We start from the raw sequence: 25534 nt of genomic DNA, 5'->3' as shown, positions 1-25534 counted from the left end.
TTCGCGGCTTCACAAAAGAAACTCCACAAAAAATGTTCGCTTTAAAGCCAGGCTGCACAAGAAGTGCCTCTTGCTGCACAAGAAGTGCCTCTTAATGATGGTTATTAAAAATGAGAAAAGGGTATTTATAAACTAAGGAAAAAGAAAGAAGGGAAGGAAGGTGGAAACAATGAAGCACAAAGTATTTTTTGATGCGGAATGTCCTTTATGTTACAACGTAAAAAAAATAATTAAGGCGCTGGACTGGACGAACCAAATCCAGTGGATTCCAGTTCAATACATTGAACGAACGGAGTATAGCTACTTAAAAGAAGAAAGAAGAGACTTATATGATCAAATTCATATGGTCACCAAAAAAGGGGGAGTATTAGCAGGATTTGAAACGGTCAGACGGCTTTTAGCTGTTTTGCCTCTTACATGTCCAATCGGTGTGCTTCTGCATTTACCATTAATGAAAAAAGCGTTTAGTCCGCTATACAAATGGATATCCACAAACAGGTACGACTGGTTTGGGCGCTACGATTCGCCGCGAACCACATAAACATATAAAAAGGACAAGCTTTTTAAAAGCTTGTCCCTTTTGTTTTGAAGACATTATAATTTATACATACTTTAATTTCTAAAAACGTATGTGACCGAGACGCGTAAATTCTAGAAAAGCAGCTATAGCTGAAAGGGAGAACTTTATATGAAAACAAAATGGACAGCTGAACGAATGCCTGATCTAACGGGGAAAACTGCCCTTATAACGGGAGGAAACAGCGGTATTGGGTTTGAAGCTGCAAAGGCTCTAGCAGCTCGCGGAACAGAAATCATTCTTGCTGTGCGTAATGAAGCAAAAGGGAAAGAAGCTAAGAAAAGAATTAAAGCAGATAACGAAAATGCTAAAGTGACTATTATGTCATTAGATCTTAGTGACTTGAGCTCTATTCGGCATTTTGCCAATCAATTTCTTCAACAATACTCGTCTTTGGATCTTCTCATTAATAATGCAGGCGTGATGGTGCCGCCTCACAGCAAAACGAAAGACGGATTTGAACTGCAGTTTGGCTGTAATCATTTAGGACATTTTGCACTTACGGGCTTGCTGCTTCCTTTACTAACGGCCACTCCACATTCACGTGTCGTAACGGTAAGCAGTATAGCCGCTAATTCTGGAGAAATCTATTTTGATAATCTCGACGGAGAAGAAGGCTACAGTCCAATGAAGTTCTATAGACAAAGCAAACTCGCCAACCTATTGTTTGCCAAAGAATTGCAAACTCGCTTAGAAGCAGCCGGATCAACGACAATTAGTGCCGCTGTACATCCGGGTATTTCAAATACAAACCTATTATCACGCGGTTCAGGCAAAGAACCAAACGGCTTGTTGAAATTTTTAGTCAAGCTATTTAGTCAATCTGCAGAAATGGGCGCGCTGCCTACTCTTTATGCAGCCACTGAATCAATAGAAGGCGGTACATATATTGGGCCAGACGGAAAAGATGCTAAAAAAGGATATCCTGTAAAAGATATGATGGGAGATGTTTTATTTAAACCGGACGTAGCGGAAAAACTATGGAGCGTATCTGAGGACTTAACAGGTGTTGAGTACTCGTTTCGTGCTTAAGATAAAAAACAGTTCTGTAAGTGCGGAGCTGTTTTTTTGTTGCTCAAAAACTATAGATCAGCGGGTTAAATAAAAAAAAGAATGTTGGATAGCATAATGGTAAGTAAACGTACAATGAGTATGTTCTCTTTTGAGCGATAAAAGCACTCAACAAAGCTCAAGAAGCGGAGGAAAGTAACAGTGCCTGACAAACCTAGTATTACCTCAAGTGAAATTGGAACGCTGTGGATGACATATCAGCAGAAAACGTTAATCATTTGCTTGTTGGATTATATGATTGAACATGCAGACGATGAAGATGCTAAAACAATTATGACAGATTTGCGTGAGCAGCTTATTATATACATACGAAAGATAAAAACAATATTTGAAAAAGAAGGAGCCGTAGTGCCAACCGGGCTTTCATCTCAAGACGTAAACATACAGGCTCCAAAACTATTTACTAATGGATTTGATATTATGTTTCTTCGTGTTATTAAAGAAATTAGTATGGGGATGTATACATTAAGTTTAGGTAAGGCCTACAGAGAAGATGTGGTGAAATTTTATCAAGATTTAACAAAGATTACGCAACATTGTTATGATTCCTGTACGCAGTATTTACTGAAAAAAGGGATTTTATCACGTCCACCCTATATTCCGATGCCAACCACTGTTGAGTTTGTTTCTGACAGAAAATATTTGAGCGGCTTAAATGTATTTGCGGATAAAAGAGTATTAAATACGATGGAGCTAGCTCAGCTTTATCACGGGGTCGAAACAAACATTGTGGGGATGAAGTTAATGAAGGCTTTTTCTCAAACGGCTAAAGATACCGAAGTCAAAAAGCATTTTTTGAAAGGAAAAGAGCTCAGTAAAAAGATTATTACGCGTCTAGAAGAAATAATTATACAAGACGATATTTCACCTTCTGTTGCCTCAACAGGAAGCATCACGACTTCTGAAACGCCTGCTTTTTCTGATCGTTTGATGCTGACATGCGATATTTTACTAAGTAATTTTAGTATTGGAAGTCAGGCATTTGGAGCAGCATTTAGTTTTCGAAGAGATATTGTGGCTAAAATGATGCTGATAGGAGAAGATGCGTTTCAATATGCAAGCGAAGCGACGGAAATTATGATTAAAAAAGGCTGGCTTGAAGTTCCACCAAGTATTGATTAGCTAATATGAAAATACGTATTTACATGATGATCTTTTAAAAGCAATGAATTTAAAATAAGTGAGATAAAAACACGGTGCTGATTCAATACACTTAGTATGTAAATCAACACCGTGTTTTTTGCTTTGTTTGAGCAAGTTATGATGGAAATTCTTCAAAGGTATGCTACGATAAGAATTATCTTGAATTGAAGAGGTGTCACGATGAAAATAGAAGTTTGGTCAGATTTTGTCTGTCCTTTTTGTTATATTGGAAAGCGTCGATTAGAGCAAGCGCTTCAGCAGTTTGCACACAAAGATGACGTGCAGGTTGAATTTAAAAGCTTTGAGCTAGATCCAAATGCTTCAGTTAATACTGGTAAAACGATTAATGAAGCTCTTGCTGCTAAATATGGAATGACCATTGAACAAGCAAAGCAGGCAAATGAAGGGATCGGACAGCAGGCAGCTGGTGTGGGATTATCCTTTAATTTTGACGATATGAAGCCAACTAATACGTTTGACGCTCATCGTTTAGCTAAATTTGCAAAAGCTCAAGGAAAAGAAGCAGCTATTACAGAAAAACTCTTATATGCATATTTTACTGAATCAAAACATCTAGGTGAAGAAGAGACGCTGATTGCTGTTGCAGAAGATGCAGGTCTTGACCGAGAAGAAGCACGTCAAATTCTCGCAGATAAAAACGCATACGCAAATGAAGTGCGCAGTGATGAAGCAACGGCTCAGCAATATGGTATTAGCGGTGTTCCATATTTTGTTATTAATCAAAAATATGCGATTTCAGGTGCACAGCCAGTCGAAACATTTGTAGGAGCTCTCCAACAAGTATGGGAAGAAGAAAATCCGACTCCCGCTTTGAAGAGTCTTTCTCCAGAAGGCGCAGATGATGCCTTTTGTGCAGATGGGCAATGTGCCGTTCCTGATTCCTCTAAAAACCAACAATAAACAAAAAGCAGAGGCGGAAATTTCGCTTCTGCTTTTTGTTTATTTTTTTAAAAAATCACAAAAATACAAACATGTGTTCTGTTTTTGTGTTATAATAAGTTTAGAAGCAACAAACCTCGATGAGTAAGCTCCAAAAATAAGCGATTAAAAGTGATCCCACCATGAACTAGCTTCCATTTAATCCTGCAGGGGGAATCTGAATGAAGAGCAAAGTGCGCATTATCCCATTTCAAGTAGTTGAACAATTAAGTCAATTTAATGAAGCCCCACAAGGAGTGGCTCTAATTGGAGCAGAGGAAGTATGGAAGCAAACAAAAGGACAGGGAATAACCGTAGCGGTTTTGGATACTGGCTGTGAGGTTACACACCCAGATTTGCAGGAACGAATTATTGGAGGAAGAAATTTTACGCACGATGATCAGCAAAATCCTGATGTTTATCAAGACTATAGTGGTCACGGTACTCACGTAGCAGGCACAATTGCAGCAGCGCATAATGGAGCGGGCGTTGTAGGAGTGGCTCCCGAAGTGAATTTACTTATTCTGACAGTACTTGATGGGAATGGTTCAGGTCAATATGAATGGATTATTCAAGGTATTACCTACGCCATCCAGCAAAAAGTAGATATCATTTCAATGTCACTTGGAGGTCCGGCCGATGTACCTGAACTGCATGAAGCGATTCAGGATGCTGTTGATCAGAATATTTTAGTTGTCTGCGCAGCGGGAAATGAAGGAGATGGAGAAAGCTCCACAGATGAGTTTGCATACCCAGGCTCATATAATGAAGTGATTAGCGTAGGAGCGGTTGATCTAAAGAAACGTTCTTCGATATTTTCCAACTCAAACAATGAAGTGGACGTAGTGGCTCCGGGAGAGAAGATCATATCAACCTACTTGAATGGAAAGTATGCCGCACTGAGCGGAACTTCTATGGCCACGCCTCACGTGGCGGGAGCTTTGGCATTGATAAAAGTTCTTTCAAATGAAACGTTTGGAAGAGAACTTACAGAACCAGAGCTTTACGCACAGTTAATCAGAAGAACACTTCCATTAAATGAATCACCAAGAGAAGTAGGAAACGGGTTTGTGCACTTGACCATTGTTGAAAAGCTATTGCGTGAAATTCAACGTCAAATGACTTCAGAGGTGATGGGATGAAAAGCAGTTTAGATATATTAATGGTGGAAAAACAGCAGGCAAAAGCCCTTTATCACGAATACGTAAACAAACGAAGCTATTATGATGAAAAGACGGATGAAGAGAGTAAAAATCTTTATTATCGAGGTACTCTCTTTGAAAGAGAAGCCATGCAAGCTTTGTTAACGGAAACGCATCAGCATTTGCTGAGTTATTCGCCGCATAAATATGTATATCCATGGGTGGATCTACAGGAGAATGGAGAGCTGAAGAGTCTGTATTCAGGGAAAGGTATGGATCCGTTAGAAGCGATACAGCAAGATATTGATGCACTTCAGTCGCTTAGTCACTCATCTGTTTCAAGCAATGATATACTGCTAAACTGTGAGCACGTTGTCCCACAATCTTGGTTTGGAAAACAAGAGCCTATGAGAGGCGATTTGCATCATTTGTTTGCGTGTGAACCTTCTTGTAACAGCCGAAGAGGTAATTCCTCTTATATTGACTTCCCGGATTATACACCGGAAGTTAAGCAATCAGATGTGAAAGAAGGGTGCGGCAAATCAGAAAAAGGTAAGTTTGAACCCGAATATGGAAAAGGAATTGTCGCTCGAGCTACGCTTTATTTTTTAATTCGCTATCATAATAAAATTGACTTTTCACGAGTAGATCTTCCTCTTTTACTAAAATGGCATGAAGAATTTACCGTTTCACTTTATGAAAAACATCGCAATGCAGCAATTTTTGAATTGCAAGGCAACCGAAATCCTTTTATCGATTTTCCTGACAAAGCAGCTACATTAATGAATTCGGCTTTCTAAAATAAAAAAGGAGCTCCGTTTCTATTCGAAACGGAGCTCCTTTAGGTATCCTAATAAGAAAATCCATATTTATCGCTCAAAAGGGCATCCATTTTATTTAACAAGCGAAAATATTCTTCTTGTTCTTCTACAGTTAGAGCTGCTAGCATATCTTTTAAAAATACATTTCGCTTCTCTGTAATCATTGAAACAAGCTGTTTGGATTCATCGGTCAATGAAACCCACACGACTCTCCGGTCTTTTTCGTCTCGCACGCGCTGAATGAGAGATTCTTCTTCCAATTGATTTAATAAGCTAGTTGTAGCGCCCGAGGTTAAGTGAAGTTTATTTGAAATATCTGCCACCATATACTTTGTACCGCTGGCAATGTAGTTTAAGATATAAAATTTAGTGGGTGTTAAGTGATAAGGCTGCGTTTTTAATGTTTCTTCGACCAAATGTCGCATATATTGAAAAAAAGATGTGTTAATTTGATAAAGGTGTTCAATTTTTGATTCTACATTGTTATCCATGCTAGCTTCCATCTCCTTGTACACTACGGACATATATAAACTAACTCTAAAATAAAATGAAACAATTGTAAAGGATGGAAACGATTATCTTTAACCCCCATTATTATTTTTAAATTAATATCTTTACGAAAAAATATCTTTATGATAAAGTTATTTAGGTAGTTAACCAAATGGATGATTATAAAGAAACATATCTCCTAATAGATGGAGATAATATCTTTATGAAAAAGCTATATAAAAAAGTAGTTTTATTAGTGAAGTATTAAGGAGGAGTAATGAATGTCTAGAAGTCGCTTAATGGTAACAAATTTTATTGGAATCATCGTTATTTTAGCTTTATTAATTGGAGGAGGATATTATTACGTTCAAAAATCCAACTATATTACAACGGATAACGCTAAAGTATCTGGAGATGTATACAACGTAGTTGCACCTGCAGCAGGTAAGGTAGCAAGCTGGACAGTGGAAGAAGGAAATGATGTATCAAAAGATGCTGAAATTGCTAAGATTCAAGCTGAAAAAGGCTCTGTAGCTGCTACAGTACCAACAGATGGAAAAATTATTCAAACAAATGTAAAAGAAAATCAAATGGTTCAAGCTGGACAGCAAATTGCAACCGAAGTAGATATGAAAGATCTATTTATCGTAGCGAATATCAAAGAGGATCAGCTTAAGGATATTAAAGAGGGCGACGATGTAGATGTAACAGTAGATGGAGACAGTGGTACAAAAATTGACGGTAAAGTTGAAGAAGTGGGATATGCAACTAATTCACTTTCATCTTTAACATCGAACTCAAGCTCAGATGGAAACTACACAAAAGTATCTCAAACGGTTCCTGTAAAAATCTCTATTTCTAATTATTCAGAGCATGTGCTACCAGGAATGAACGCTGAAGTAAAAATTTCAAAAGACTAATTCTTACTACAACAGTTCAAGAAGGGAGGAAATATGATGACAGCCAGTATAGAAAACACAAGTGATGGATCCATCAAAAAGCATATTCCGCTATTGATTGTTTTAATGCTTGGTTTGTTTCTTGCAATATTAAATCAAACGTTACTAAACGTAGCCATCCCGCATTTAATTACTGAGTTTGGCGTAACCGCAAATACAGCTCAGTGGTTGTTAACTGGATATATGCTTGTGAACGGGGCGTTAATTCCGCTTTCAGCTTTTTTAATTGAACGATTTGGTGTGCGTCGCTTGTTCTTATTTGCAATGGTTTGTTTTACAGTAGGGTCATTGATTTGCGGAATTGCACCTACATTTTCGATTATGCTTACCGGCCGTTTAATTCAAGCTATTGGCGGAGGTGTCTTATCGCCTCTTGTTATGACCATTATTGTGTTTATTTTCCCTCCTCACATGCGAGGAAAAGGGATGGGTATTTTTGGATTAGCCATGATGTTCGCACCGGCTATTGGTCCAACATTATCTGGATGGGTTATTCAAAACTATGATTGGCACATCCTTTTTAACGGCATGGTGCCATTAGGTGCGATTGTATTAATTATTGCTTTCTTTCAATTAAAAGACATTCAGCCTCCAAAGGATGTAAAAGTTCACATGCCTTCGGTTGTGACATCACTTGCAGGTATGGGATTATTGCTTTACGGATTTAGTGAAGCTGGAAATGACGGCTGGACGGATTCAGTTGTTCTTTCTACAATCATTGGCGGGGCAGTTCTTTTAATTATATTTGTTCTTCAACAAATTAAATCTGAAAAGCCGCTATTGGATATGCGCGTGTTTAAATATAATATTTTTTCACTATCAAATATTATTAGTATTGCGATTACAATCAGTATGTACGCAGGTATGTTCTTGCTTCCAATTTACTTGCAAAATATCCGCGGATATTCTGCTTTTGATTCAGGACTGCTGTTGCTTCCTGGCGCACTTGTTATGCTGGTTATGTCGCCGATTTCAGGTACATTGTTTGATAAAGTGGGACCTCGTCCGCTAGCAATCGTTGGTATGTTTATTACATCTATTTCAACGTTTGAATTTACGAAGCTGACGATGGATACACCGTTTAATCATATTTTAGCGATTTATATTATCCGATCGTTTGGTATGTCACTTTTAATGATGCCAATTATGACAGCCGGTTTGAATCAGCTTCCGCAGAGACTAAGCAGTCACGGAACGTCAATGTCTAATACGCTTCGTCAAGTAAGTGGTTCAATTGGTATTAGTTTAATGACGACCATTTTTACAAACCGTACAACATATCATGTAAATGAAATCAGCAGTTCCATGAATACGTCTGATCCATTCTTTATGAATAGCTTTCATTTATTTGTACAAAAAGTAGCTGCTACTTTGCATTTATCACAAGATCAAGCTCAGCAGCAAGCGCTGACGATTTTATCTGGAAAAATGACGCAGCAAGGTACGATTCAAGGTATTAACGATGCTTTTTATTGGGCAACAGCGATTTCTGTTATCGGTTTAATTTTAAGTTTCTTCCTTCGTGACGTACGTAAAGATAAAGTAGTCGAAGAAAAGAAATCAAAAGCTCAAGAGGAAGATATTCGTATGCTTCCAGCTCCAAAAAGTATAAATTCATAAAGTGCTATAGAATCAAAAGTTCATCATAAAACATGTTGGAGAGAAAGGGGCGGTGAGGTGGATGGATCCATTGATATTTGGTGAAGAAATTCAAAGAATTTCAATATCTTTAAACAAAAAAGTAATGACAAATGTAAAAAGCCTTTTACAGTATTACAGAATTACCCCTTTTCAATATCATATTTTACTGATTGTTGAACGTGCACGTACAATGCCTGTGACCAAAGTGGCAGACGAAATGAAGGCGAGCCCAAGCGTTATCACAGCATCAATTACACGTTTGTATGAACTGAATCTTGTGGAGCGCTACCATTCAAAAGAAGATCGGCGTAAAGTTATGGTTGAGCTTACAAACAAGGGAAAACAAGTGATTCAAGCGGCTGAGAAAGACATGCAGCAAAGGATTGAAAAACTGTTTGCATGCTATAAAGAAGAAGAGCAGCAGCAATTTCTTACGCTCTGTCGGCAGCTAGATGAACATGTGACTTGAAGAGGAATAAAAAAAGTATATTGAGTTATGCGGAGTGAGTGTAAATGGATAAAGAGATGGTAAAAAACATTCGAAAAAACTACAATATGAATCAGCGAAACTTCGCTCAAGCAGTGAACTGCAGTTTTTCTTTAATCGCCCTGGTTGAAGTTGGGAAGAGAAGAGTAACAAAAAACTTAGAAGACAAAATTAAGCAAGCATTTCAATTGAACGATCATGATTTAAAATCACTGCAGGGCTAACAAAAAAAGTAGGTGTGAAACGAGCGCACCTACTTTTTTTCGTGTTGTTTTTTTGTAAGCGGATCTACGGTATGTTTATAATCATAAGCTTTTGAGGTGGTAACTACGCACAGCAGTAAAATAACAAATACAATGATAATAGAGAGCATAATAATGATGATCATATAAAACGTCCTTTCTTTTTCTTATTACGTATGCTTTCGGTCTTATTGGTAAAATTCCTTCTTTCTCCACATAGTGCAGAAACGACAAACGCATACTAATAACAGTCTAGAATAAAGGAGTGTTCATTATGAATGAAAAAGAGTTGAAGAAACAATTAAAAAAGGTAGCAGATTATCCTGCATCTAAAGCAGATGGAGTGGACGAAGAGTTTTCGCGTGAATTAGCAGACCAAGACGATTTAGAAGCACAGGTTAGAGCGAACGCTGCAGATGAAAGACAAAAAAAATAATAACTAGACGCGCTTTCTGAAAAAAGCGCGTCTGCATATTATTTTTTCAAAAGCAAATAAACAAAATAAGGAGCACCTATTACGGCGGCAATAATTCCTGCCGGTATACCGTTAGGATTTGCAATGTTATGTCCTATCGTATCAGCAATCAGCAAAAGCCAGCCGCCAAGTAGAATAGCAACGGGAATAAAAAGCTGACTTCTCGGTCCTACTAAGCCTTTAGCAATATGAGGAGCAAGAAGTCCAATAAAAGCCACGCCGCCCGTCACTGAAACCGCGGCTGCCGCTAATGCCACCGCGGCTAAAAGCAATGTTACACGTTCTTTCTCCAGAGAAATTCCGACTCCAATAGCTGCAGCTTCATTTAAATTAAAAATGTTTAATGAGTTTGCTTTGTACAATATAAAAGGAATCAAGACAAGAAGCCAAGGTAGAAGAGCCCATATAAAAGGCCAGTCTGTCCCCCAGATGCTGCCTGCAATCCATTTAGCAATAAAATCAACTTTAACCCGATCAGCTGATGACATAATCACCACCATCATTCCAGAAAGAGCCATTGAAAAACCTACGCCTGTTAAAATCAACTTTACAGGCTGCAGTCCTTGGCTTTTACTATATGCACAAAGATAGATAAGACCAGCTGTCAACAAGGCGCCGATAAAGCCTACCAGCGGAAGGGCATAAACGAAAGAGCCCGCTTCAATTGGGGAAAATAAAAAGAACACAGCAATTGCGGCTCCTGCTCCTGAATTAATTCCTATAATCCCAGGTTCCGCTAAATCATTGCGCGTAACACCTTGTAAGATAGCTCCTGATAAAGCTAGAGCCATTCCTGCTAGAAGCGTAATGATAATCCGCGGAAGTCGAATTGAAAAAAGGACGAACTCATCTGTAAAATTCCCTTTGCTGAAAAGAGTAGGAAACACTTTATTGTAAGGAAGGGGTGCATCACCGAGTCCCATTCCTATCACAACCGTTCCAAGAATCAAAACAGTGAGCAGCATCATAATTATTCGTTGTTTTCTAATAAGCGCTGGGTGAATCATGAGAATGCTTTTCCTCCTTTACGAACAATCACTAAAAAGAAAGGTAAACCAATCATCGATACAACTGCTGCTATCGGTGTTTCATAAGGAGCACTGACCGTTCGAGCCAATGTATCAGCGAGCAGCATAAACGCTGCGCCAGTGATAGCGGACATAGGGATAATAAAACGATAGTCAGTTCCTACAATTCCTCGTACAATATGAGGAATCATCAAGCCGATAAACACCATGTTTCCCACTAGTGCAACAGAAGCGCCGGCAAGAAGAATCATGACGACAAATAAAATGGTTTTGACTTTTGTCGTTTGCTGGCCCAATCCTACAGCCACTTCTTCATTTAAGCTCAGAATAGTAAGCTGCCGAGAAAGCAAAAGGGCAATGAATATACCTCCGAGAATAAAAGGAACAATGATTTGAAGCTGTTCCCAAGAAGTGCCTACAATTCCGCCAGCAGTCCACATGGATACATCTTTTGAAATCTTAAAATAAATACCGAAGCCTTCTCCAATGGCATATAGAAATGCTGAAACGGCAGCCCCCGCTAGTACAATTCGAAGCGGAGAAAATCCTCCTCTTTTTATAGCAGCAATTCCAAACACCAGGATTGCGCCAACCCCGGCTCCTATAAAGCAAGCAATCGTAATACCCAAATAATTTATAGAAGGGATCAAGGCAATTGTTACAGCTAAAGCCGCATTTGCGCCAGACGTTAACCCTAAAAGTCCTGGATCTGCAAGTGGGTTTCTTGTCATACCTTGCATAATAGCCCCTGATACTGATAAAGTAGCCCCCACAAAAACAGCGGCGATTTCACGAGGTAAACGAATATCTCTGATGATCGAAATCTGTTCGTTTACACTGCTTGATGAAAGTGCTAGCCATACATCTTTTATCGATATGTCAGCAGCGCCAAAAACCATTGAAGAAACAAACATTATGATGAATACGAGCAGCATACCTATTAATTTGTATAAAAAAGGAATGAAACGCTGATTGTCTTTTTTCATAACACACCCATCTTTTCATGTAAGAATAAATTTAGTAAAATAAAGTAAGAGGAATTCTAAAAAGAATTCCTCTTGAATGAATTACTTGCCAAGAAATTTTTGAGTAAAGAAATCTAGTTGATAATCTAATGTGATTGGATCATTAAAATAAAATTCTTTTGCATTTGCTTCAAATACGTGATTATTCTTTACAGCAGGAATATTTTTGTACGTATCTGTTTTCTCAAATGATGTATCTCCATCTTGGTTTTTGCTAAAGATTAAATAATCTCCGGCATATTCAGGAAGAACTTCTGGCGAAATCGCATAGTATCCATCTTTCAAAGCCATTTTCTTTACTTTCTCTGGCATTTTTAATTTCATTTCTTGATAAAGAATCTCCGTTCCGCGTCCCCAGTTATCCCCAAACACATAAAGCTGCTTGTCAAAGTTCTCAATAACTGAAACCGTGCTATCTTCGCCAATTTTAGCTTTGATATCAGAACCAGCTTTTGCCGCACGCTTTTTAAAGTCGTCTACCCATGATTGTGCTTCTTCTTCTTTATTTAATAGCTTTCCAATTTCTACATGCTGAGTAAGGTAATCTACTTTATCGTATGTATACGTGACAGTAGGGGCAATTTTTTTCAATTTATCAATGTTTTTTGTAGTAGATAAGCCAATAATTAAGTCAGGCTTTAATTCAATGATCTTTTCTAAATTTTCCTCTGATACTTCTTCGACGCCTTTTAATTTCTTTTCAAAGCGGGGATTCATTTTAGACCATGAGTCCACTCCGACAATGTTAACACCTAAAGAAAGTACGTTACCTGCATAGGAACCTAACACAACAACACGTTTCGGATTAGCCGGAACTTTTACAGGACCGTCTTCAGATTGATATGTGATCGTCTTGGATTCGCTGTTTTTTCTAGAATCATTTTTACTTTCAGTTGAACCGTTGCTGCAGGCACTAATAAGTAGTACGAATATAAGCATGAATGGAAGCAGTAATTTTTTCATTTAGTTATCTCCTCTTAATAAGTTATACGTGATACACATTGGTTTATTTGTTCTCGGATCCCGCCCAATTTCAGCGTCGATATGAAACACTTTTTTTAGAACGTCCTGCGTAATGACTTCTTCACATTTTCCGGCTTTGACAATTTCTCCATCTTTTAAAGCGATAATATAATCCGCAAAGCGAGCGGCTTGATTTAGATCATGAAGCACCATTACAACTGTACGTTCCTGCTCTTTGTTTAGTTTTTGCAGGAGTTCAAGTACTTCTAACTGATGAGCCATATCCAAGTAGGTAGTAGGCTCATCGAGGAATATAATATCGGTTTCTTGAGCTAAAGCCATCGCAATCCACACTCGCTGGCGCTGACCCCCTGAAAGAGAGTCAACGGGACGAAACTTGTAATCTTTTGTTCCGGTTACTTCAAGCGCCCAGTCAATCGTTTGATAATCTTCTTTCGATAGACGCCCAAAACCTTTTTGATAGGGAAATCGCCCATAAGATACAAGTTCTCCAACAGTTAGGCCGCTGGCACTTTCTGGTGTCTGAGGGAGAATCGCCATTTTTTTAGCGAGTGATTTTGTATGTTCTGTTGAAATGTTTTCGCCATCTAAAATGACGGAGCCAGATTGATGGGAAATAATGCGGGTGATGGCTTTTAAAAGCGTTGATTTGCCGCATCCGTTTGAACCAATAATCGTGGTAATCTTTTTGTCTGGAATGTTAACGCTTAAATTCTTAACTATTAGACGTTCACCATAACTAATATGTAATTTCTCTGTATATAGGCGAACCATATTTGCCCCTCCGTTTACGTTTAATACAACGATACTTGATAATGATTATCAATGTCGTTTACTTTACATACTATAATTCGAACGTTTCCGGATGTCAATAGTTATTTTTATTGTCAAAACGTTGAAGAAGATGTATATTTAAATGAGAATGATAATCAATAACGATTGATTACGAGGAGTGAACGTGCATGATACACAATGAACTTTTTGATGTGACAATTATAGGCGGGGGACCGGCTGGCCTTTATTCTGCCTTTTATAGCGGCCTAAGGGAAATGAAAACAAAGCTGATTGAATATCAGCCAAAACTAGGCGGAAAACTTCACGTTTATCCTGAAAAAATGATTTGGGATGTCGGAGGCCAAACGCCTATTACTGGTGCGAAGCTTATTGAACAGCTTGTGGAACAAGGACTGACGTTTGATCCGACTGTTGTTTTAAATGAGAAAGTTGACTCCATTTCCCGCTTAGAAGATGGTATTTTCCAGCTGAAGAGTTCTTCAGGGAAACATCATTACTCTAAAACGATTATCCTTGCTGTGGGAGGAGGTATTTTAAGTCCGCAAAAGCTCAAAATCGAAGGGGCAGAACGATTTGAAGTAACAAACTTAAACTATACGGTTAAATCTCTGCAGCATTTTAAAAATAAAACGGTGATTGTTTCCGGAGGAGGTAATTCAGCCATTGATTGGGCAAATGAGCTAGAGCCCGTTGCTGAAAAGGTATATATTACATATCGAAACAGTGAACTAACTGGTCATGAAGCGCAGGTGAGACAATTAATAAACAGTTCAGCTCACTGTCTGCTTAACACATCTATTACAAAATTAGTGGCTGATGCGACGCATGAATTTATTGAAACAGTTGAGCTGACTAATCATCAAACCGGTGAGATTTCTTATTTGCCGGTTGAAGAAGTTATCATTAATCACGGTTATGAAAGAGATACAGAGCTGTTAAAAAACAGTAAACTACATATCAAAACCATTGATGACTATTACATCGCAGGTAATGCAGCAAGCGAAACGTCTGTAGAAGGCGTATATGCAGCGGGAGATATTCTCATGCACGAAGGGAAAGTCCATTTAATTACGGGTGCTTTTCAAGATGCTGCTAATGCCGTAAACAAAGCAAAACAATTCGTTCAGCCTTCTGCGGCTAAGACAGCTATGGTTTCTTCTCACAATGAAGTATTCAAAAAGCGTAATTCAACACTAATTAAACAAATGATGAAGTAAAGCGAGATGCAGGGTGCATGTCGCTTCTTTCTCTACGGTAGAATTATCTAAGTGAGGAGGAAGGGAACGAAAAAAGAAAAGAGAAATATAATAAAAGAAAACGCTTACATTTTTAAAAATGACACAGCGCTTGTTTGCATAAGGGGGAAGCTGTATGAACGAAAAAAAGAAATATCAGTTTGAAACAAAAGCCATTCACGCAGGGTACGAATCAAAACATCATTTTGATAGTTTAGCTCCACCTATTTATCAAACGTCTACATTTACATTTTCATCTCTAGAACAAGGTGCAAACCGATTTAGCGGAGAAGAACATGGTTATGTATATTCTAGGTTATCTAATCCAACGGTCACCATTTTAGAAGAGCGTATGGCACAGCTTGAAGAAGGCGAATCCGCTTTGGCATTTGGATCAGGAATGGCTGCAGTATCGGCTGTATTGATTGGACTTACAAAAGCAGGCGATCATATTTTGTGTTCAAAAGGAGTGTATGGATGCACGTTTGGTCTCTTAGAAATGCTTGAGGAAAAATATCAAATCCGTCATTCTTTTTCCAACTTGGAAACTGAGGAAGAAATTCTTGCTGCTATCAAAGAAGATACAGCATGTATTTATATTGAAACACCGATTAACCCCACTATGACTTTAGTAGATTTAGAGTTAGTTACTTGTATCGCCAAACAAAAAGGAATTCCCGTGGTAGTAGACAATACCTTTTCAACTCCTTATTTGCAGCAGCCGCTGAAGCTTGGATGCGACTTAGTTATTCATAGCGCAACTAAATTTATTGGTGGACACGGAGATGTTGTGGCAGGAATTGTAGTAGGGGACAAAGAGGTTATTTCCGTACTGCGCAAAACGACGCAAAAAGATATTGGAGGTATTCTTTCACCATTTGATGCGTGGCTGTTACTCCGAGGCTTAAAAACACTGGCCGTTCGAATGGATCGCCACTGTGAAAATGCTGAACATATCGCAAAACAATTAAGTCTCCATCCCAAGGTAAAAGCCGTTTATTATCCAGGGGATAAAAACAGCACTGCTTATTCTCTCATGAAAAAGCAAATGAGAAAAGGAGGGGGGCTTCTCTCTTTTGAAGTGGAAGGCGGTTATAAAGAAACCGTAAAAGTGGTGAATCAGCTTAAGCTCATTTCCATCGCGGTGAGTCTTGGCGATGCTGAAACACTTATTCAGCATCCTGCCTCGATGACGCATGCAGTTGTGCCGGAAGAAGCTCGAAAAGAAATGGGCATCTCAAATGAACTTCTTCGTTTATCAGTTGGGCTGGAAGCTTGGGAAGATATTATGAGAGATTTACAGCAGGCATTAGATAGTATATAAAAAACAGCGCTTGGAGGAATTTCAAGCGCTGTTTTTTATGTTAACCGTATGTAGTTGTAGTTACTCATACCTCCTTCTTTTCCAGTGGAACTTTATCTGCATCTCTAGACAAATGTCCTAGACAGAAGGGGTGCCTTTCAATAGACTAAAGGTTATCTGTGAAAATACAATATTTAGATAAGGAAGGTGCTCTGCTATTATGCTTCATAATCCAACTGGAAAAAAACGTCTAGGATTGGCGTTTCTTCTCAGCACACTTGCGATATTAGGTCCGCTTAATATCGATATGTATTTGCCAAGTTTTCCTTCTATTGCTGATCATTTAGATGCGCGAGCTTCACTTGTACAGCTTAGCTTAACATCGTGTTTACTAGGACTTGCCGTTGGTCAAATCGTGATTGGTCCAATCAGTGATGCAAAGGGACGAAAAGGACCTTTACTCATCTCCATCTCTTTATTTATGTTATCGTCATTGCTCTGTGCACTGGCTCCTACTATCACGGCTTTAGTTATCGCACGCTTTTTGCAGGGGTTTACGGCTTCGGCAGGAGTTGTTCTTTCTCGCGCCATTGTCAGAGACGTTTTTAGCGGAAGAGAACTTACGAAGTTTTTTGCTCTGTTAATGGTTATCAATGCCTTTGCACCAATGATAGCACCAATGGCCGGAGGTGCTATTTTACTTCTTCCTTTTGCAAGCTGGCATACTATTTTCTTGTTTTTAAGTTTAATAGGTCTTTTAATTGTTTTAACAATCTCAATGCGTTTAAAAGAAACTTTGCCCATTGAAAATAGAACACCAAGTTCAATTGGTCATTCTGTTCGCACAATGGGCAGTTTATTACAAGACCGTTCTTTTATTGGGTATGCCCTAATTATCGGACTGGTCCATGGAGGAAGCTTTGCTTATGTATCAGGCACTCCATTTGTCTATCAAGGGATATACCATGTTTCTCCGCAAGTTTTTAGCATTTTGTTTGGTATTAACGGCTTGGCTATTGTGACTGGAAGCTTTATTATTGGGCGCTTTAGCGGAATTATCCATGAAAGAAGCCTGCTTCGCATTGCCGTGATTACGGCTGTAAGTGCTACTAGCGTACTTCTTATCATGACTATGCTTAAAGGACCGCTTGCTACGATTGTTATTCCCATTTTTATTTACATGATCTCTATAGGAATGACAATCACAGGCTCGGTGACATTGGCAATGAAAAATCAAGGACATAGAGCAGGGAGTGCGAGTGCCGTGTTAGGTATGCTTCCATTAACTTTAGGATCAATTGTTTCTCCTTTAGTAGGGATTAACGAAACAACAGCGATTCCGATGGCTGCTATCTTATTTAGTACGGCGCTTTTAGGTTTTGTAGCTTTCTTTACGTTAACTAAAAACAAGAAAGAAGCAGAAAAGTGCGAAGTTAACGAGTTTAAAACGGAGGTTTCTCCGTAATCGCTTTTTGGATTGTTTTAAAAGCATCACTCCTTTGTGAAAAGGAGTTATGCAAATTTATTCAAGTATTGGATAATATATGCTAACCTTAGGGCATGATCGAAAGGAGTGGATAATAATGAGTAAAGTAATTCCTGAAATAACGCTTAATGACGGGGTAACCTTGCCTGCTATAGGTTTTGGTACATACAAGCTTAACGGAAATGAAGGAGTCAACGCTATAGCGAGTGCGATTGATGTAGGGTATCGTTTAATCGATACTGCTTATAATTACGAAAATGAAGGCACTGTGGGGCAAGCTCTCCGAAAAACACCGGTTTCTAGACAAGAACTATTTGTTACCTCTAAACTCCCAGGGCGATACCATACGTATGACAAAGCAATTCCTACCATTCAAGAATCTTTATATCGGGCGAATTTAGACTATTACGATTTGTATCTTATTCATTGGCCTAATCCTAAACAAGATCATTATGTAGAAGCTTGGCAAGCACTGATTGATGCGAAGCGCTGGGGCTTGATTCGTTCAATTGGTGTTTGTAATTTTCTTCCCGAGCATATTGAGCGCTTGGAAAAAGAGACCGGCATTTTACCAAGCATCAATCAAATAGAACTGCATCCTTTTTTTAATCAACATCAATATCGAAATTGGTATCAAGAGAAAAACATTCAAATTGAATCTTGGAGTCCACTAGGACGAGCGAGTGCTGTTTTAGAAAATGAAACAATTAAACAAATTGCAGACCGTCATAATAAGACAGTTTCACAAGTGATTTTGCGATGGCATTATCAGCTAGGCGCCATTTCAATCCCAAAATCGTCATCTCGCAAGCGGCAGCTTGAAAACATATCGATTTTTTCATTTTCTTTAGATGAAACGGAGATGAATATGCTTTCAGAATTGAACCGCGAAGATGGAAGACTTAATAATCAAGACCCCGCTGCCTATGAAGAATTTTAACGATAAGGCCTCACTTATTTTTTAAGTGAGGCTTTTCTTCTAAGATTTTTAGTTATGTAAGCTTGAAAATAGTCCGTTTAGTTCTAACGATTGTAAGAGAAAATGTGTTAAAATATTCCGAAAAAAGGAGTGGTGAACCATGGAAAAAGTAGTAAAAGCGATTCAAGACGAATATCCGGATGATTTTGCATGGTGTTACGGCTGCGGCCGATTAAATCAAGACGGCTATCATTTTCGGACAGGATGGCTAGGAGAAAAAACAATTACCCTTTATACACCTAAGCCTGAACATACAGCTATACCAGGATTTGTATATGGCGGACTTCTTGCATCACTGATTGATTGTCATGGAACAGGCTCTGCATCTCTTGCTCTATACCGTAAAAATGGCTGCGAAATAGGAGATTCAGCAGAGCCGCCGCGATTTGTTACCGGTTCTCTCCACGTGGATTTTAAAAAACCAACGCCGCAGGGTGAAGTACTAAAAGCAATAGGAACGGTTGAAGAAATTCACCCGAAGAAATGGAGAGTTAAAACAGAAGTATACGCGAGTGACATCATTGTTGCGACCGGAGAAGTTGTAGCAGTTGTTATGCCAAGTACGTTTAAACGAAAAGAAGACTAAAAATGTAAAAAAGTTACATGAAAAAGGAGGAAAAGGTATGGGTAAATGTAATTTAGACCACTCGGTAGAAGATGTACAGCAGAAGTTTAACTCGCAGTCACAATGGCTGCCAGAAGATATTCGCTCGTTATTTCATGAGTTTCTCGTACGAAATCCTTCGCAAACAACATTAAACGAGATGTTTCATTTGCTGAAGAAATATGATTTAGTTGATGAACAAGAAAGAAAAGAGCGAGATCGAAAAATCAAATGGCTGATATTAAATAAAGAAAATACGAACAACTAGAAGCAACTACATGCAGTAAACTTACGTTTACGACCACAATGAAAAAGTCCGAACGAGTTGGATTCTCCATCAAGAATCTCGCTTCATCGTTCGGATCTTTCTTCAAATAAAATGCTTTTACCCCAGCCTCTTTTTAACGAGATTAAAAGTAATCACCACCACTTAAACCCGTCGTCTTCTAACAAATGATTTGAAGCCGCTGGTCCCATCGTACCCGCAGGATAAAAATGAAGAGGAAAGCGTTCATCATTAAAAACTTCTAAAATAGGTTGCACCCATTTCCAAGATAATTCAACTTCTTCCCAATGAGCAAAAAATGTGGAGTCTCCCTGTAAAGCATCAACTAACAGCAGTTCATAAGCTTCGGGTACTTCTCTTTGATTTGTTGAGAAATTGATAAAAATAGGTTCGATTTTATTATCATTCAAAGGGTTTTTGCTGTTTAATTGCAGTGATATACCTTCATTTGGGCTGATTTCGACAACCAAAAGGTTGGGAATAATTTCTTCGTCTGTATAAACATCCTTTAAAGGATGTTTAAATTCAATGACGATACGCGTGCATTTTTTACTCATTCTTTTTCCTGTGCGAAGATAGAAAGGTACTCCTTTCCAAAGCTCATGATCAATCCATACCCGGACTGCTATAAATGTGTCATTGACGGAAGCAGCATTGATGCCGGGCTCTTCTTTATATCCTATAACGGAACGATTTTGGATTTTTCCCGCTTCGTATTGACCTCTTATGACGTTCGAATGGATAAACTCTTTTTGTAGAGGACGAAGGCTTTTCATAATTTTTATCTTTTGTTGGCGAGTCTTTACGATGTTAAGTGTCTTTGGCAGCTGCATGGCAGTCATCATAAGCATTTGAAGCATATGGTTTTGGAACATATCCCTAATTGCACCGGCCTGATCATAGTAAAACGCTCTTTCTTCTACACCAACTGTTTCACTAGCTGTAATTTGGACATTTGCAACGTAGTGATGATTCCATAGTGCTTGTAAAATAGGGTTTGCAGATGCTAAAGCCTCCAAATTTTGGATCATTGGTTTTCCTAGATAGTGGTCGATACGATAAATCTCTTCTTCATTGAACGTTTCAGTAAGCTTTTGATTTAACACTTGAGCAGATTGTAAATCGTGTCCGAAAGGCTTTTCGATAATAAGACGTTTCCAGCCTTTTGTAGATCCTAATCCGCCGCTGTTTATATTTGAAGCAATGACGTCTACAAATTCAGGAGCCACTGATAAATAGAAAAGACGATTTTCAGGAATATTTAATTCTGCTTCGCCTTCTTGAATAGCATACAGCAACTGGTCATATCCACCACTATTGGTAACATCCATTTTATGATAGCGAACTGTCTTAAGAAATTCTTTTATCTTGGATTCACCTTGTCTAAAGCGCCTTGAAAAAGTCTTTACTGATTCTTCTACATATATTTGAAAGGCATCATCAGACCAGTTGCTTCTATCCGTACCAACAATAGAAAAGGAAGAAGGAAGCTTTTTATCTAAAAATAAATTATATAACGCAGGAAAAATTTTTCTTTTAGCTAAATCTCCTGTTGCTCCAAATAAGATAAAGGTCATGGAATCCACTTCTAACGCTTGTGGTGAATGAGACTTGAGACAATTATCACGTGAACGAGCTACACTGCCCAATTGATCTCCTCCTTTATTTTAACGGCCTATTACAGTGAATATAGTCTTTTACCACCTTTACAGATTACAGTATAGCAGGTACAATTTTCCTTTATAAGTAGACACTTTATTTTCATATAGTGTCTAAAACTATACTATTACGCATAAAAAGGGAGGAAAAAGGATTGAGCAGACTTTTTAGCAAAACGTTTAACTGTGAAAAGGAATTAACGTTAACGATTATTGGAGGCAAGTGGAAAATGCTGATTATGTGGCACCTAGGAAAAGAAGGGACGAAACGATTTGGGGAGTTAAAGTCCATGATGCCGGGAATTACTCAGCGAATGTTAGTAAGTCAGCTGCGAGAATTGGAAGAAGATCAAATCGTTCACCGAAAAGTCTATCCGGTTGTCCCTCCAAAAGTTGAATATTCCTTGACTGAACACGGGAGAAGCTTGATGCCCATCCTTGAGAGCATGGATGAGTGGGGAAAAAATTATATGGAAACCTTTATAGAACCTGAAATGAATAACTCCACACATATGGGATAAAATCTTTTCTTGAGAAGGTTACAAAAACGTCTTTATTATTCAGAATTTTCTAAAATAAACACAATTGATAAGATACACCGAAGCATCCATAGTATATTTTTAGTGACTATATGTTTTAAAAGTGCCTACTTTTTTTTTGAAAGTAACGGTTTTACAATGAATTCATGCTAGACAACCCCATTTAATGAAGGAGTGAAGTAAGTATGGAACTTCAATTAGCATTGGATCTTGTAAATATTTCAGAGGCAAAAGAAGTAGTGCAGGAGGTTCAAGAGTATATCGATATTGTAGAAATTGGAACTCCAGTTGTAATTAACGAAGGGCTAAAAGCAGTCAAAGAAATCAAGGAAGCCTTTCCGTCTTTAAAGATATTAGCTGATTTAAAAATTATGGATGCAGGTGCTTACGAAGTCATGAAAGCTTCTGAAGCGGGTGCTAGTATTATTACGATTCTTGGCGCTACTGATGATTCGACTATAAAAGGCGCTGTAGAAGAGGCCAAAAAACAAGGAACACAAATTCTTGTTGATATGATTAATGTAAAAAACCTTGAGCAACGTGCAAAAGAAGTCGATGCACTCGGTGTTGACTATATTTGTGTACACACAGGGTATGATCTTCAAGCTGAAGGAGAAACCCCGTTCGAGCAGCTTCAAACGATTAAACGAGTTGTGAAAAATGCAAAAACAGCGGTGGCAGGAGGTATTAAACTGAATACACTTCCTGAAGTCGTGCAGTCACAGCCGGATCTTGTGATTGTAGGCGGGGGGATTACAAGTGAAAAAGACAAAAGAAACGTTGCAGAAGAAATGAAAAAAGTAGTCAAACAAGCAACTTTGGTCTAAAAATAAGCAAAAGTATTTAAGCCTTCAAAATTAATTAATCAGTAAATGGTTTAAAAAGAAGATAGCTAAGTTATTTTAGCTATCTTCTTTCCGTCATTTTTGATATAACCATTCATTGATAAGTGTCATTTTGACAGATAGATAGTTTCTTTAAAATTCGTTATTAGAAAGAAAAAGACGGCAGTTTTTCTGATATTTTAAAGTTAAGAAAGCGTTATCCGAACATTAGCGGAAGAAAGTCTAAAAAAATCTATGTCACACTTTTTAACAAAATACTTTGAAAATTGTGAATCTTAAAAATATAATTAACTATCGACAATATTTAACATCTTCAAACCAAAAAAGGAGGGAGATATAAAGTGATGGAACATAAGAGGATAGTAGTGATAGGAGCTGGAATTGTCGGGTGCAGCATTGCCTACTATTTAAGTAAAATGGGGCAAAGAAACATAACAGTGATTGAGCAAGGCCCTTTGTTTGAAACGGGAGGATCTACTTCTCACGCTCCGGGGCTTGTATTTCAGCTTAGCTTTTCAAAAGTCCTGACAACACTAGCTTCTCAAACAGTCGAGACCTTTAAAGAGTTGAGTACAGATGAACAGCGCTCGTTTTATCCTGTCGGCAGTTTAGAAGTTGCCCGTACACCAGAGCGATTAGAAGACCTAAAGAGAAAGGCTGGTGTTGCCAGCTCATGGGGAATCGAAGCTCTTCTTCTTTCACCGCAGGAATGCGCGGAAAAAAATTCGCTGATTTGTCCTGATCGTATTTGCGGAGGTCTCTATGTTCCTTCAGACGGTATTGCCAAACCTTTGCATGCCGTTGATAAAATGACTAGTTTTTCTAAAGAGTGCGGAGTAGAATTTTACGGTCATACAGAAGTGACGAATATCGAAGTGACAAATGGTCAAGTAAAAGCAGTGTACACGAGCGCTGGAAAATTTGAAGCAGATGTAATCGTGTGCTGTGCCGGATTTTGGGGACCTCGCATCGGAGAAATGGTCGGTGTAACAATTCCTCTTCAGCCGATGGCTCATCAATATGTGTTTACAAATGATTTACTTGAATTAAACGGAGAAACGGAAGAAGCCGCGACTCCTCTTATTCGAGATCAAGATAATGCAATTTATTTTCGTCAGGTAGAGAAAGGGCTTGGGATTGGATCATATCAGCATGAGCCGTTTCCAATCGAACTCAGTGACATTACAAAATACGGAGAAACAAAAGAAATGCCTTCTGTTAAACCTTTTACACCAAAAGATTTTGAAAAACCGTGGGAAGATGCATTGGAACTAATTCCGGCATTAAAACAGCCAGGAATAAAAAAAGGAATGAACGGCATTTTTTCCTTCACACCTGATGGGATGCCGCTGCTTGGCGAATCACAAGCAGTAGGGGGATTTTGGGTAGCCGAAGCCATATGGGTAACGCACTCTGCAGGTGTTGCTAGGCAAATGGCTGAATGGCTGATGAATGGTGCACCGACTGTGGATTTGGAGCTATGCGATATTAATCGTTTCGATACGTATGCATGCAGCCCTGTTTATTACAAACAGCGGTCTATTGAAGAATATGAAGAGGTTTATAGCATTCATCATCCATTTATGCAGCGAAAAGTATCGCGAAACATGCGCGTAAGTCCATTTTATATGCGTCAGCAAGAACTAAAAGCGTATTTTAACGAAAAAGCAGGGTGGGAGCAGCCGCAGTGGTATGAAGCTAACTATCCGCTTATATCCACATATGAAAAGAAGATGGTTATAAGAAAGGGGTGGTCGGCTGAATATTGGTCACCGATTATCGAGGCTGAACAGTTGCATACTCGTCAGTACGCGGCGATTTACGATACAACGGCAGCAAAGAAAAGGTTGGAAATTAAAGGGGAAGGAGCTCTCCAGTTTTTACAGAAGCTAACGACAGGAAATATAGACATTGCAGTAGGGCAAAGCATACGTACGTGTATGTTGCATGAGCGAGGCGGCATAAAAGATCAAATAACGGTTATTCGCAAAAATATATCCACTTTCTTGATTGTTTGTACGGGAGCCGTAGAAGCAAGCTGGATTCAAAAACACGTGCCTCAAAACGGTCAAGTTGTTTTTCAAGATGTAACGTCAGGGACATGCAGTATAGCATTAATTGGTCCTAAAGCTACAGGAGTAATGAAGTCCGTGGTTCAACGCTCAGAACTTAGCAGCACTTGGATTGAAGGGCAAGCGAAAACCTTGTTTATTGAAAAGAGTTCAGTTCTTGCTCTGCGTGATTCCTACGGGGGAATGGAGAGCTGGGAGTTGATTACGACTTCTGATCAAGGTCTGAATTTATGGGATGTATTAATTGAGCAAGGACAGCCTTATCAGCTGATTGCCGCGGGAGACCGAGCTCTTGAAAATCTTCGAATTGAATCTTTTTCGTTAAAAAGCGGGAAAGACTTTTGGAGCGAGCATCATCCATATGAAGTTAACCTTCATGAAATGGTTGATTTAACAAAACCAGTTTTTATTGGAAAAGAGGCATTGCTTGATCGTCAGCGAAAAAATTCTGAAACAGTATTAGCGACGCTCATATTAGATGATCCTTCAGCGATAGTAATGGGATATGAACCGGTCTTTTATGGAGAAACAGCCCTCGGATTTGTGACAAGTGCCGGCTATTCATACAGCTTAGGAAAAGGAATTGTACACACTTTATTATCTCAAGCCGTACATGAAGAAATGGTTTTAGAAGTTGAATACTTTGGTCAGCGTTATCAAGCAACAATGATGACACACTCCCCAGCGGTAGTTTAATTGATCAATCGAA

The 25534-nt window shown here is 38.6% G+C and carries 27 protein-coding genes; 20 read left to right on the top strand and 7 right to left on the bottom strand.

The window, feature by feature from the left end:
* The first annotated feature begins 169 nt into the window (after positions 1-169).
* The 6 genes from WKH56_RS27480 (at position 170) to WKH56_RS27455 (ending at position 5672) form a co-directional block, all read left to right on the top strand.
* Positions 170-541: a thiol-disulfide oxidoreductase DCC family protein gene (locus tag WKH56_RS27480; RefSeq protein WP_310884293.1), complete on the top strand. Its 372-nt coding sequence runs from the start codon at positions 170-172 to the stop codon at positions 539-541.
* A 147-nt stretch (positions 542-688) separates the two neighbouring features.
* Complete coding sequence (locus tag WKH56_RS27475) at positions 689-1609, top strand: oxidoreductase (RefSeq protein ID WP_310884294.1); 921 nt, start codon at positions 689-691, stop codon at positions 1607-1609.
* 180 nt (positions 1610-1789) lie between these two features.
* Positions 1790-2770: a DUF3231 family protein gene (locus WKH56_RS27470; RefSeq protein ID WP_033578473.1), complete on the top strand. Its 981-nt coding sequence runs from the start codon at positions 1790-1792 to the stop codon at positions 2768-2770.
* Positions 2771-2971: 201 nt separating this feature from the next.
* Positions 2972-3712 carry a DsbA family oxidoreductase gene (locus WKH56_RS27465; RefSeq protein WP_310884295.1) on the top strand — a complete coding sequence of 247 codons (741 nt, stop codon included), beginning with the start codon at positions 2972-2974 and terminating at the stop codon, positions 3710-3712.
* A 200-nt stretch (positions 3713-3912) separates the two neighbouring features.
* On the top strand, positions 3913-4872 hold the full coding sequence (locus WKH56_RS27460; RefSeq protein WP_342837059.1) for a S8 family peptidase: 960 nt from the start codon (positions 3913-3915) through the stop codon (positions 4870-4872).
* The gene (locus WKH56_RS27455) at positions 4869-5672 is read left to right on the top strand and encodes an endonuclease I family protein (protein ID WP_221831778.1); all 804 of its coding nucleotides are present in this window, start codon (positions 4869-4871) and stop codon (positions 5670-5672) included. Before WKH56_RS27460 ends, WKH56_RS27455 begins: the two co-directional genes overlap by 4 nt.
* A gap of 50 nt (positions 5673-5722) precedes the next feature.
* Here WKH56_RS27455 and WKH56_RS27450 read toward each other — a convergent pair whose 3' ends face one another.
* Positions 5723-6184 carry a MarR family winged helix-turn-helix transcriptional regulator gene (locus tag WKH56_RS27450; protein ID WP_033578476.1) on the bottom strand — a complete coding sequence of 154 codons (462 nt, stop codon included), beginning with the start codon at positions 6182-6184 and terminating at the stop codon, positions 5723-5725.
* A 279-nt stretch (positions 6185-6463) separates the two neighbouring features.
* Between WKH56_RS27450 and WKH56_RS27445 the strand changes: the two genes are divergently transcribed.
* From WKH56_RS27445 to WKH56_RS27430, 4 genes are all read left to right on the top strand, one after another.
* Positions 6464-7102 (top strand): biotin/lipoyl-containing protein, encoded by a 639-nt coding sequence (locus WKH56_RS27445; RefSeq protein ID WP_063246902.1) that lies wholly within the window; start codon positions 6464-6466, stop codon positions 7100-7102.
* A 33-nt stretch (positions 7103-7135) separates the two neighbouring features.
* A complete protein-coding gene (locus tag WKH56_RS27440) occupies positions 7136-8761 on the top strand; it encodes a DHA2 family efflux MFS transporter permease subunit (protein ID WP_033578477.1) in 1626 nt (541 codons plus the stop codon).
* A gap of 61 nt (positions 8762-8822) precedes the next feature.
* Complete coding sequence (locus WKH56_RS27435) at positions 8823-9251, top strand: MarR family winged helix-turn-helix transcriptional regulator (protein ID WP_310884297.1); 429 nt, start codon at positions 8823-8825, stop codon at positions 9249-9251.
* Between the two features lie 44 nt (positions 9252-9295).
* Positions 9296-9493: a helix-turn-helix domain-containing protein gene (locus WKH56_RS27430; RefSeq protein ID WP_028413982.1), complete on the top strand. Its 198-nt coding sequence runs from the start codon at positions 9296-9298 to the stop codon at positions 9491-9493.
* Positions 9494-9522: 29 nt separating this feature from the next.
* Here the strand turns inward: WKH56_RS27430 and ytzI are convergent, their stop codons facing one another.
* Positions 9523-9657, bottom strand: a complete 135-nt coding sequence (gene ytzI / locus WKH56_RS27425; protein ID WP_221831771.1) for a YtzI protein — start codon at positions 9655-9657, stop codon at positions 9523-9525.
* Positions 9658-9785: 128 nt separating this feature from the next.
* Between ytzI and WKH56_RS27420 the strand changes: the two genes are divergently transcribed.
* On the top strand, positions 9786-9947 hold the full coding sequence (locus WKH56_RS27420; protein ID WP_221813801.1) for a YfhD family protein: 162 nt from the start codon (positions 9786-9788) through the stop codon (positions 9945-9947).
* 38 nt (positions 9948-9985) lie between these two features.
* On the opposite strand, the gene WKH56_RS27415 is transcribed toward WKH56_RS27420, so the two are convergent.
* From WKH56_RS27415 to WKH56_RS27400, 4 genes are all read right to left on the bottom strand, one after another.
* Entirely contained in the window at positions 9986-10993 is a 1008-nt protein-coding gene (locus tag WKH56_RS27415) for a FecCD family ABC transporter permease (protein WP_310884298.1), read from the bottom strand.
* Entirely contained in the window at positions 10990-12000 is a 1011-nt protein-coding gene (locus WKH56_RS27410; RefSeq protein WP_342837057.1) for a FecCD family ABC transporter permease, read from the bottom strand. Before WKH56_RS27410 ends, WKH56_RS27415 begins: the two co-directional genes overlap by 4 nt.
* Positions 12001-12081: 81 nt before the next feature.
* Positions 12082-13002, bottom strand: a complete 921-nt coding sequence (locus WKH56_RS27405; protein WP_063246905.1) for an iron-hydroxamate ABC transporter substrate-binding protein — start codon at positions 13000-13002, stop codon at positions 12082-12084.
* On the bottom strand, positions 13003-13797 hold the full coding sequence (locus tag WKH56_RS27400; RefSeq protein ID WP_048018528.1) for an ABC transporter ATP-binding protein: 795 nt from the start codon (positions 13795-13797) through the stop codon (positions 13003-13005). It abuts the gene before it with no gap.
* Positions 13798-13985: 188 nt separating this feature from the next.
* Between WKH56_RS27400 and WKH56_RS27395 the strand changes: the two genes are divergently transcribed.
* The 6 genes from WKH56_RS27395 to WKH56_RS27370 all read left to right on the top strand — a co-directional run bounded on the left by WKH56_RS27395 (position 13986) and on the right by WKH56_RS27370 (position 19693).
* The gene (locus tag WKH56_RS27395; protein WP_048018529.1) at positions 13986-15035 is read left to right on the top strand and encodes an NAD(P)/FAD-dependent oxidoreductase; all 1050 of its coding nucleotides are present in this window, start codon (positions 13986-13988) and stop codon (positions 15033-15035) included.
* A gap of 154 nt (positions 15036-15189) precedes the next feature.
* On the top strand, positions 15190-16377 hold the full coding sequence (megL, locus tag WKH56_RS27390) for a methionine gamma-lyase (RefSeq protein ID WP_310884300.1): 1188 nt from the start codon (positions 15190-15192) through the stop codon (positions 16375-16377).
* A gap of 199 nt (positions 16378-16576) precedes the next feature.
* The gene (locus WKH56_RS27385; RefSeq protein WP_048018531.1) at positions 16577-17821 is read left to right on the top strand and encodes a Bcr/CflA family efflux MFS transporter; all 1245 of its coding nucleotides are present in this window, start codon (positions 16577-16579) and stop codon (positions 17819-17821) included.
* A gap of 118 nt (positions 17822-17939) precedes the next feature.
* A complete protein-coding gene (locus WKH56_RS27380; RefSeq protein ID WP_310884301.1) occupies positions 17940-18782 on the top strand; it encodes an aldo/keto reductase in 843 nt (280 codons plus the stop codon).
* A 139-nt stretch (positions 18783-18921) separates the two neighbouring features.
* Complete coding sequence (locus WKH56_RS27375; RefSeq protein WP_048018533.1) at positions 18922-19407, top strand: PaaI family thioesterase; 486 nt, start codon at positions 18922-18924, stop codon at positions 19405-19407.
* A 37-nt stretch (positions 19408-19444) separates the two neighbouring features.
* Positions 19445-19693, top strand: coding sequence for a hypothetical protein (locus tag WKH56_RS27370; RefSeq protein ID WP_013082444.1), 249 nt, complete (start codon positions 19445-19447; stop codon positions 19691-19693).
* Between the two features lie 152 nt (positions 19694-19845).
* On the opposite strand, the gene zwf is transcribed toward WKH56_RS27370, so the two are convergent.
* Positions 19846-21360, bottom strand: coding sequence for a glucose-6-phosphate dehydrogenase (gene zwf / locus WKH56_RS27365; protein WP_310884302.1), 1515 nt, complete (start codon positions 21358-21360; stop codon positions 19846-19848).
* A 164-nt stretch (positions 21361-21524) separates the two neighbouring features.
* Here zwf and WKH56_RS27360 point away from each other — a divergent pair, with 164 nt between their 5' ends.
* From WKH56_RS27360 to WKH56_RS27350, 3 genes are all read left to right on the top strand, one after another.
* On the top strand, positions 21525-21890 hold the full coding sequence (locus WKH56_RS27360) for a winged helix-turn-helix transcriptional regulator (RefSeq protein WP_014460848.1): 366 nt from the start codon (positions 21525-21527) through the stop codon (positions 21888-21890).
* A gap of 203 nt (positions 21891-22093) precedes the next feature.
* Positions 22094-22735 (top strand): 3-hexulose-6-phosphate synthase, encoded by a 642-nt coding sequence (hxlA, locus tag WKH56_RS27355; protein WP_048018534.1) that lies wholly within the window; start codon positions 22094-22096, stop codon positions 22733-22735.
* A gap of 362 nt (positions 22736-23097) precedes the next feature.
* On the top strand, positions 23098-25521 hold the full coding sequence (locus WKH56_RS27350; protein ID WP_275211819.1) for a GcvT family protein: 2424 nt from the start codon (positions 23098-23100) through the stop codon (positions 25519-25521).
* The last annotated feature ends 13 nt before the right edge of the window (positions 25522-25534 follow it).

This window comes from Priestia sp. SB1 (genome assembly GCF_038898415.1).
This window is presented reverse-complemented; position numbering and strand designations above follow the sequence as displayed.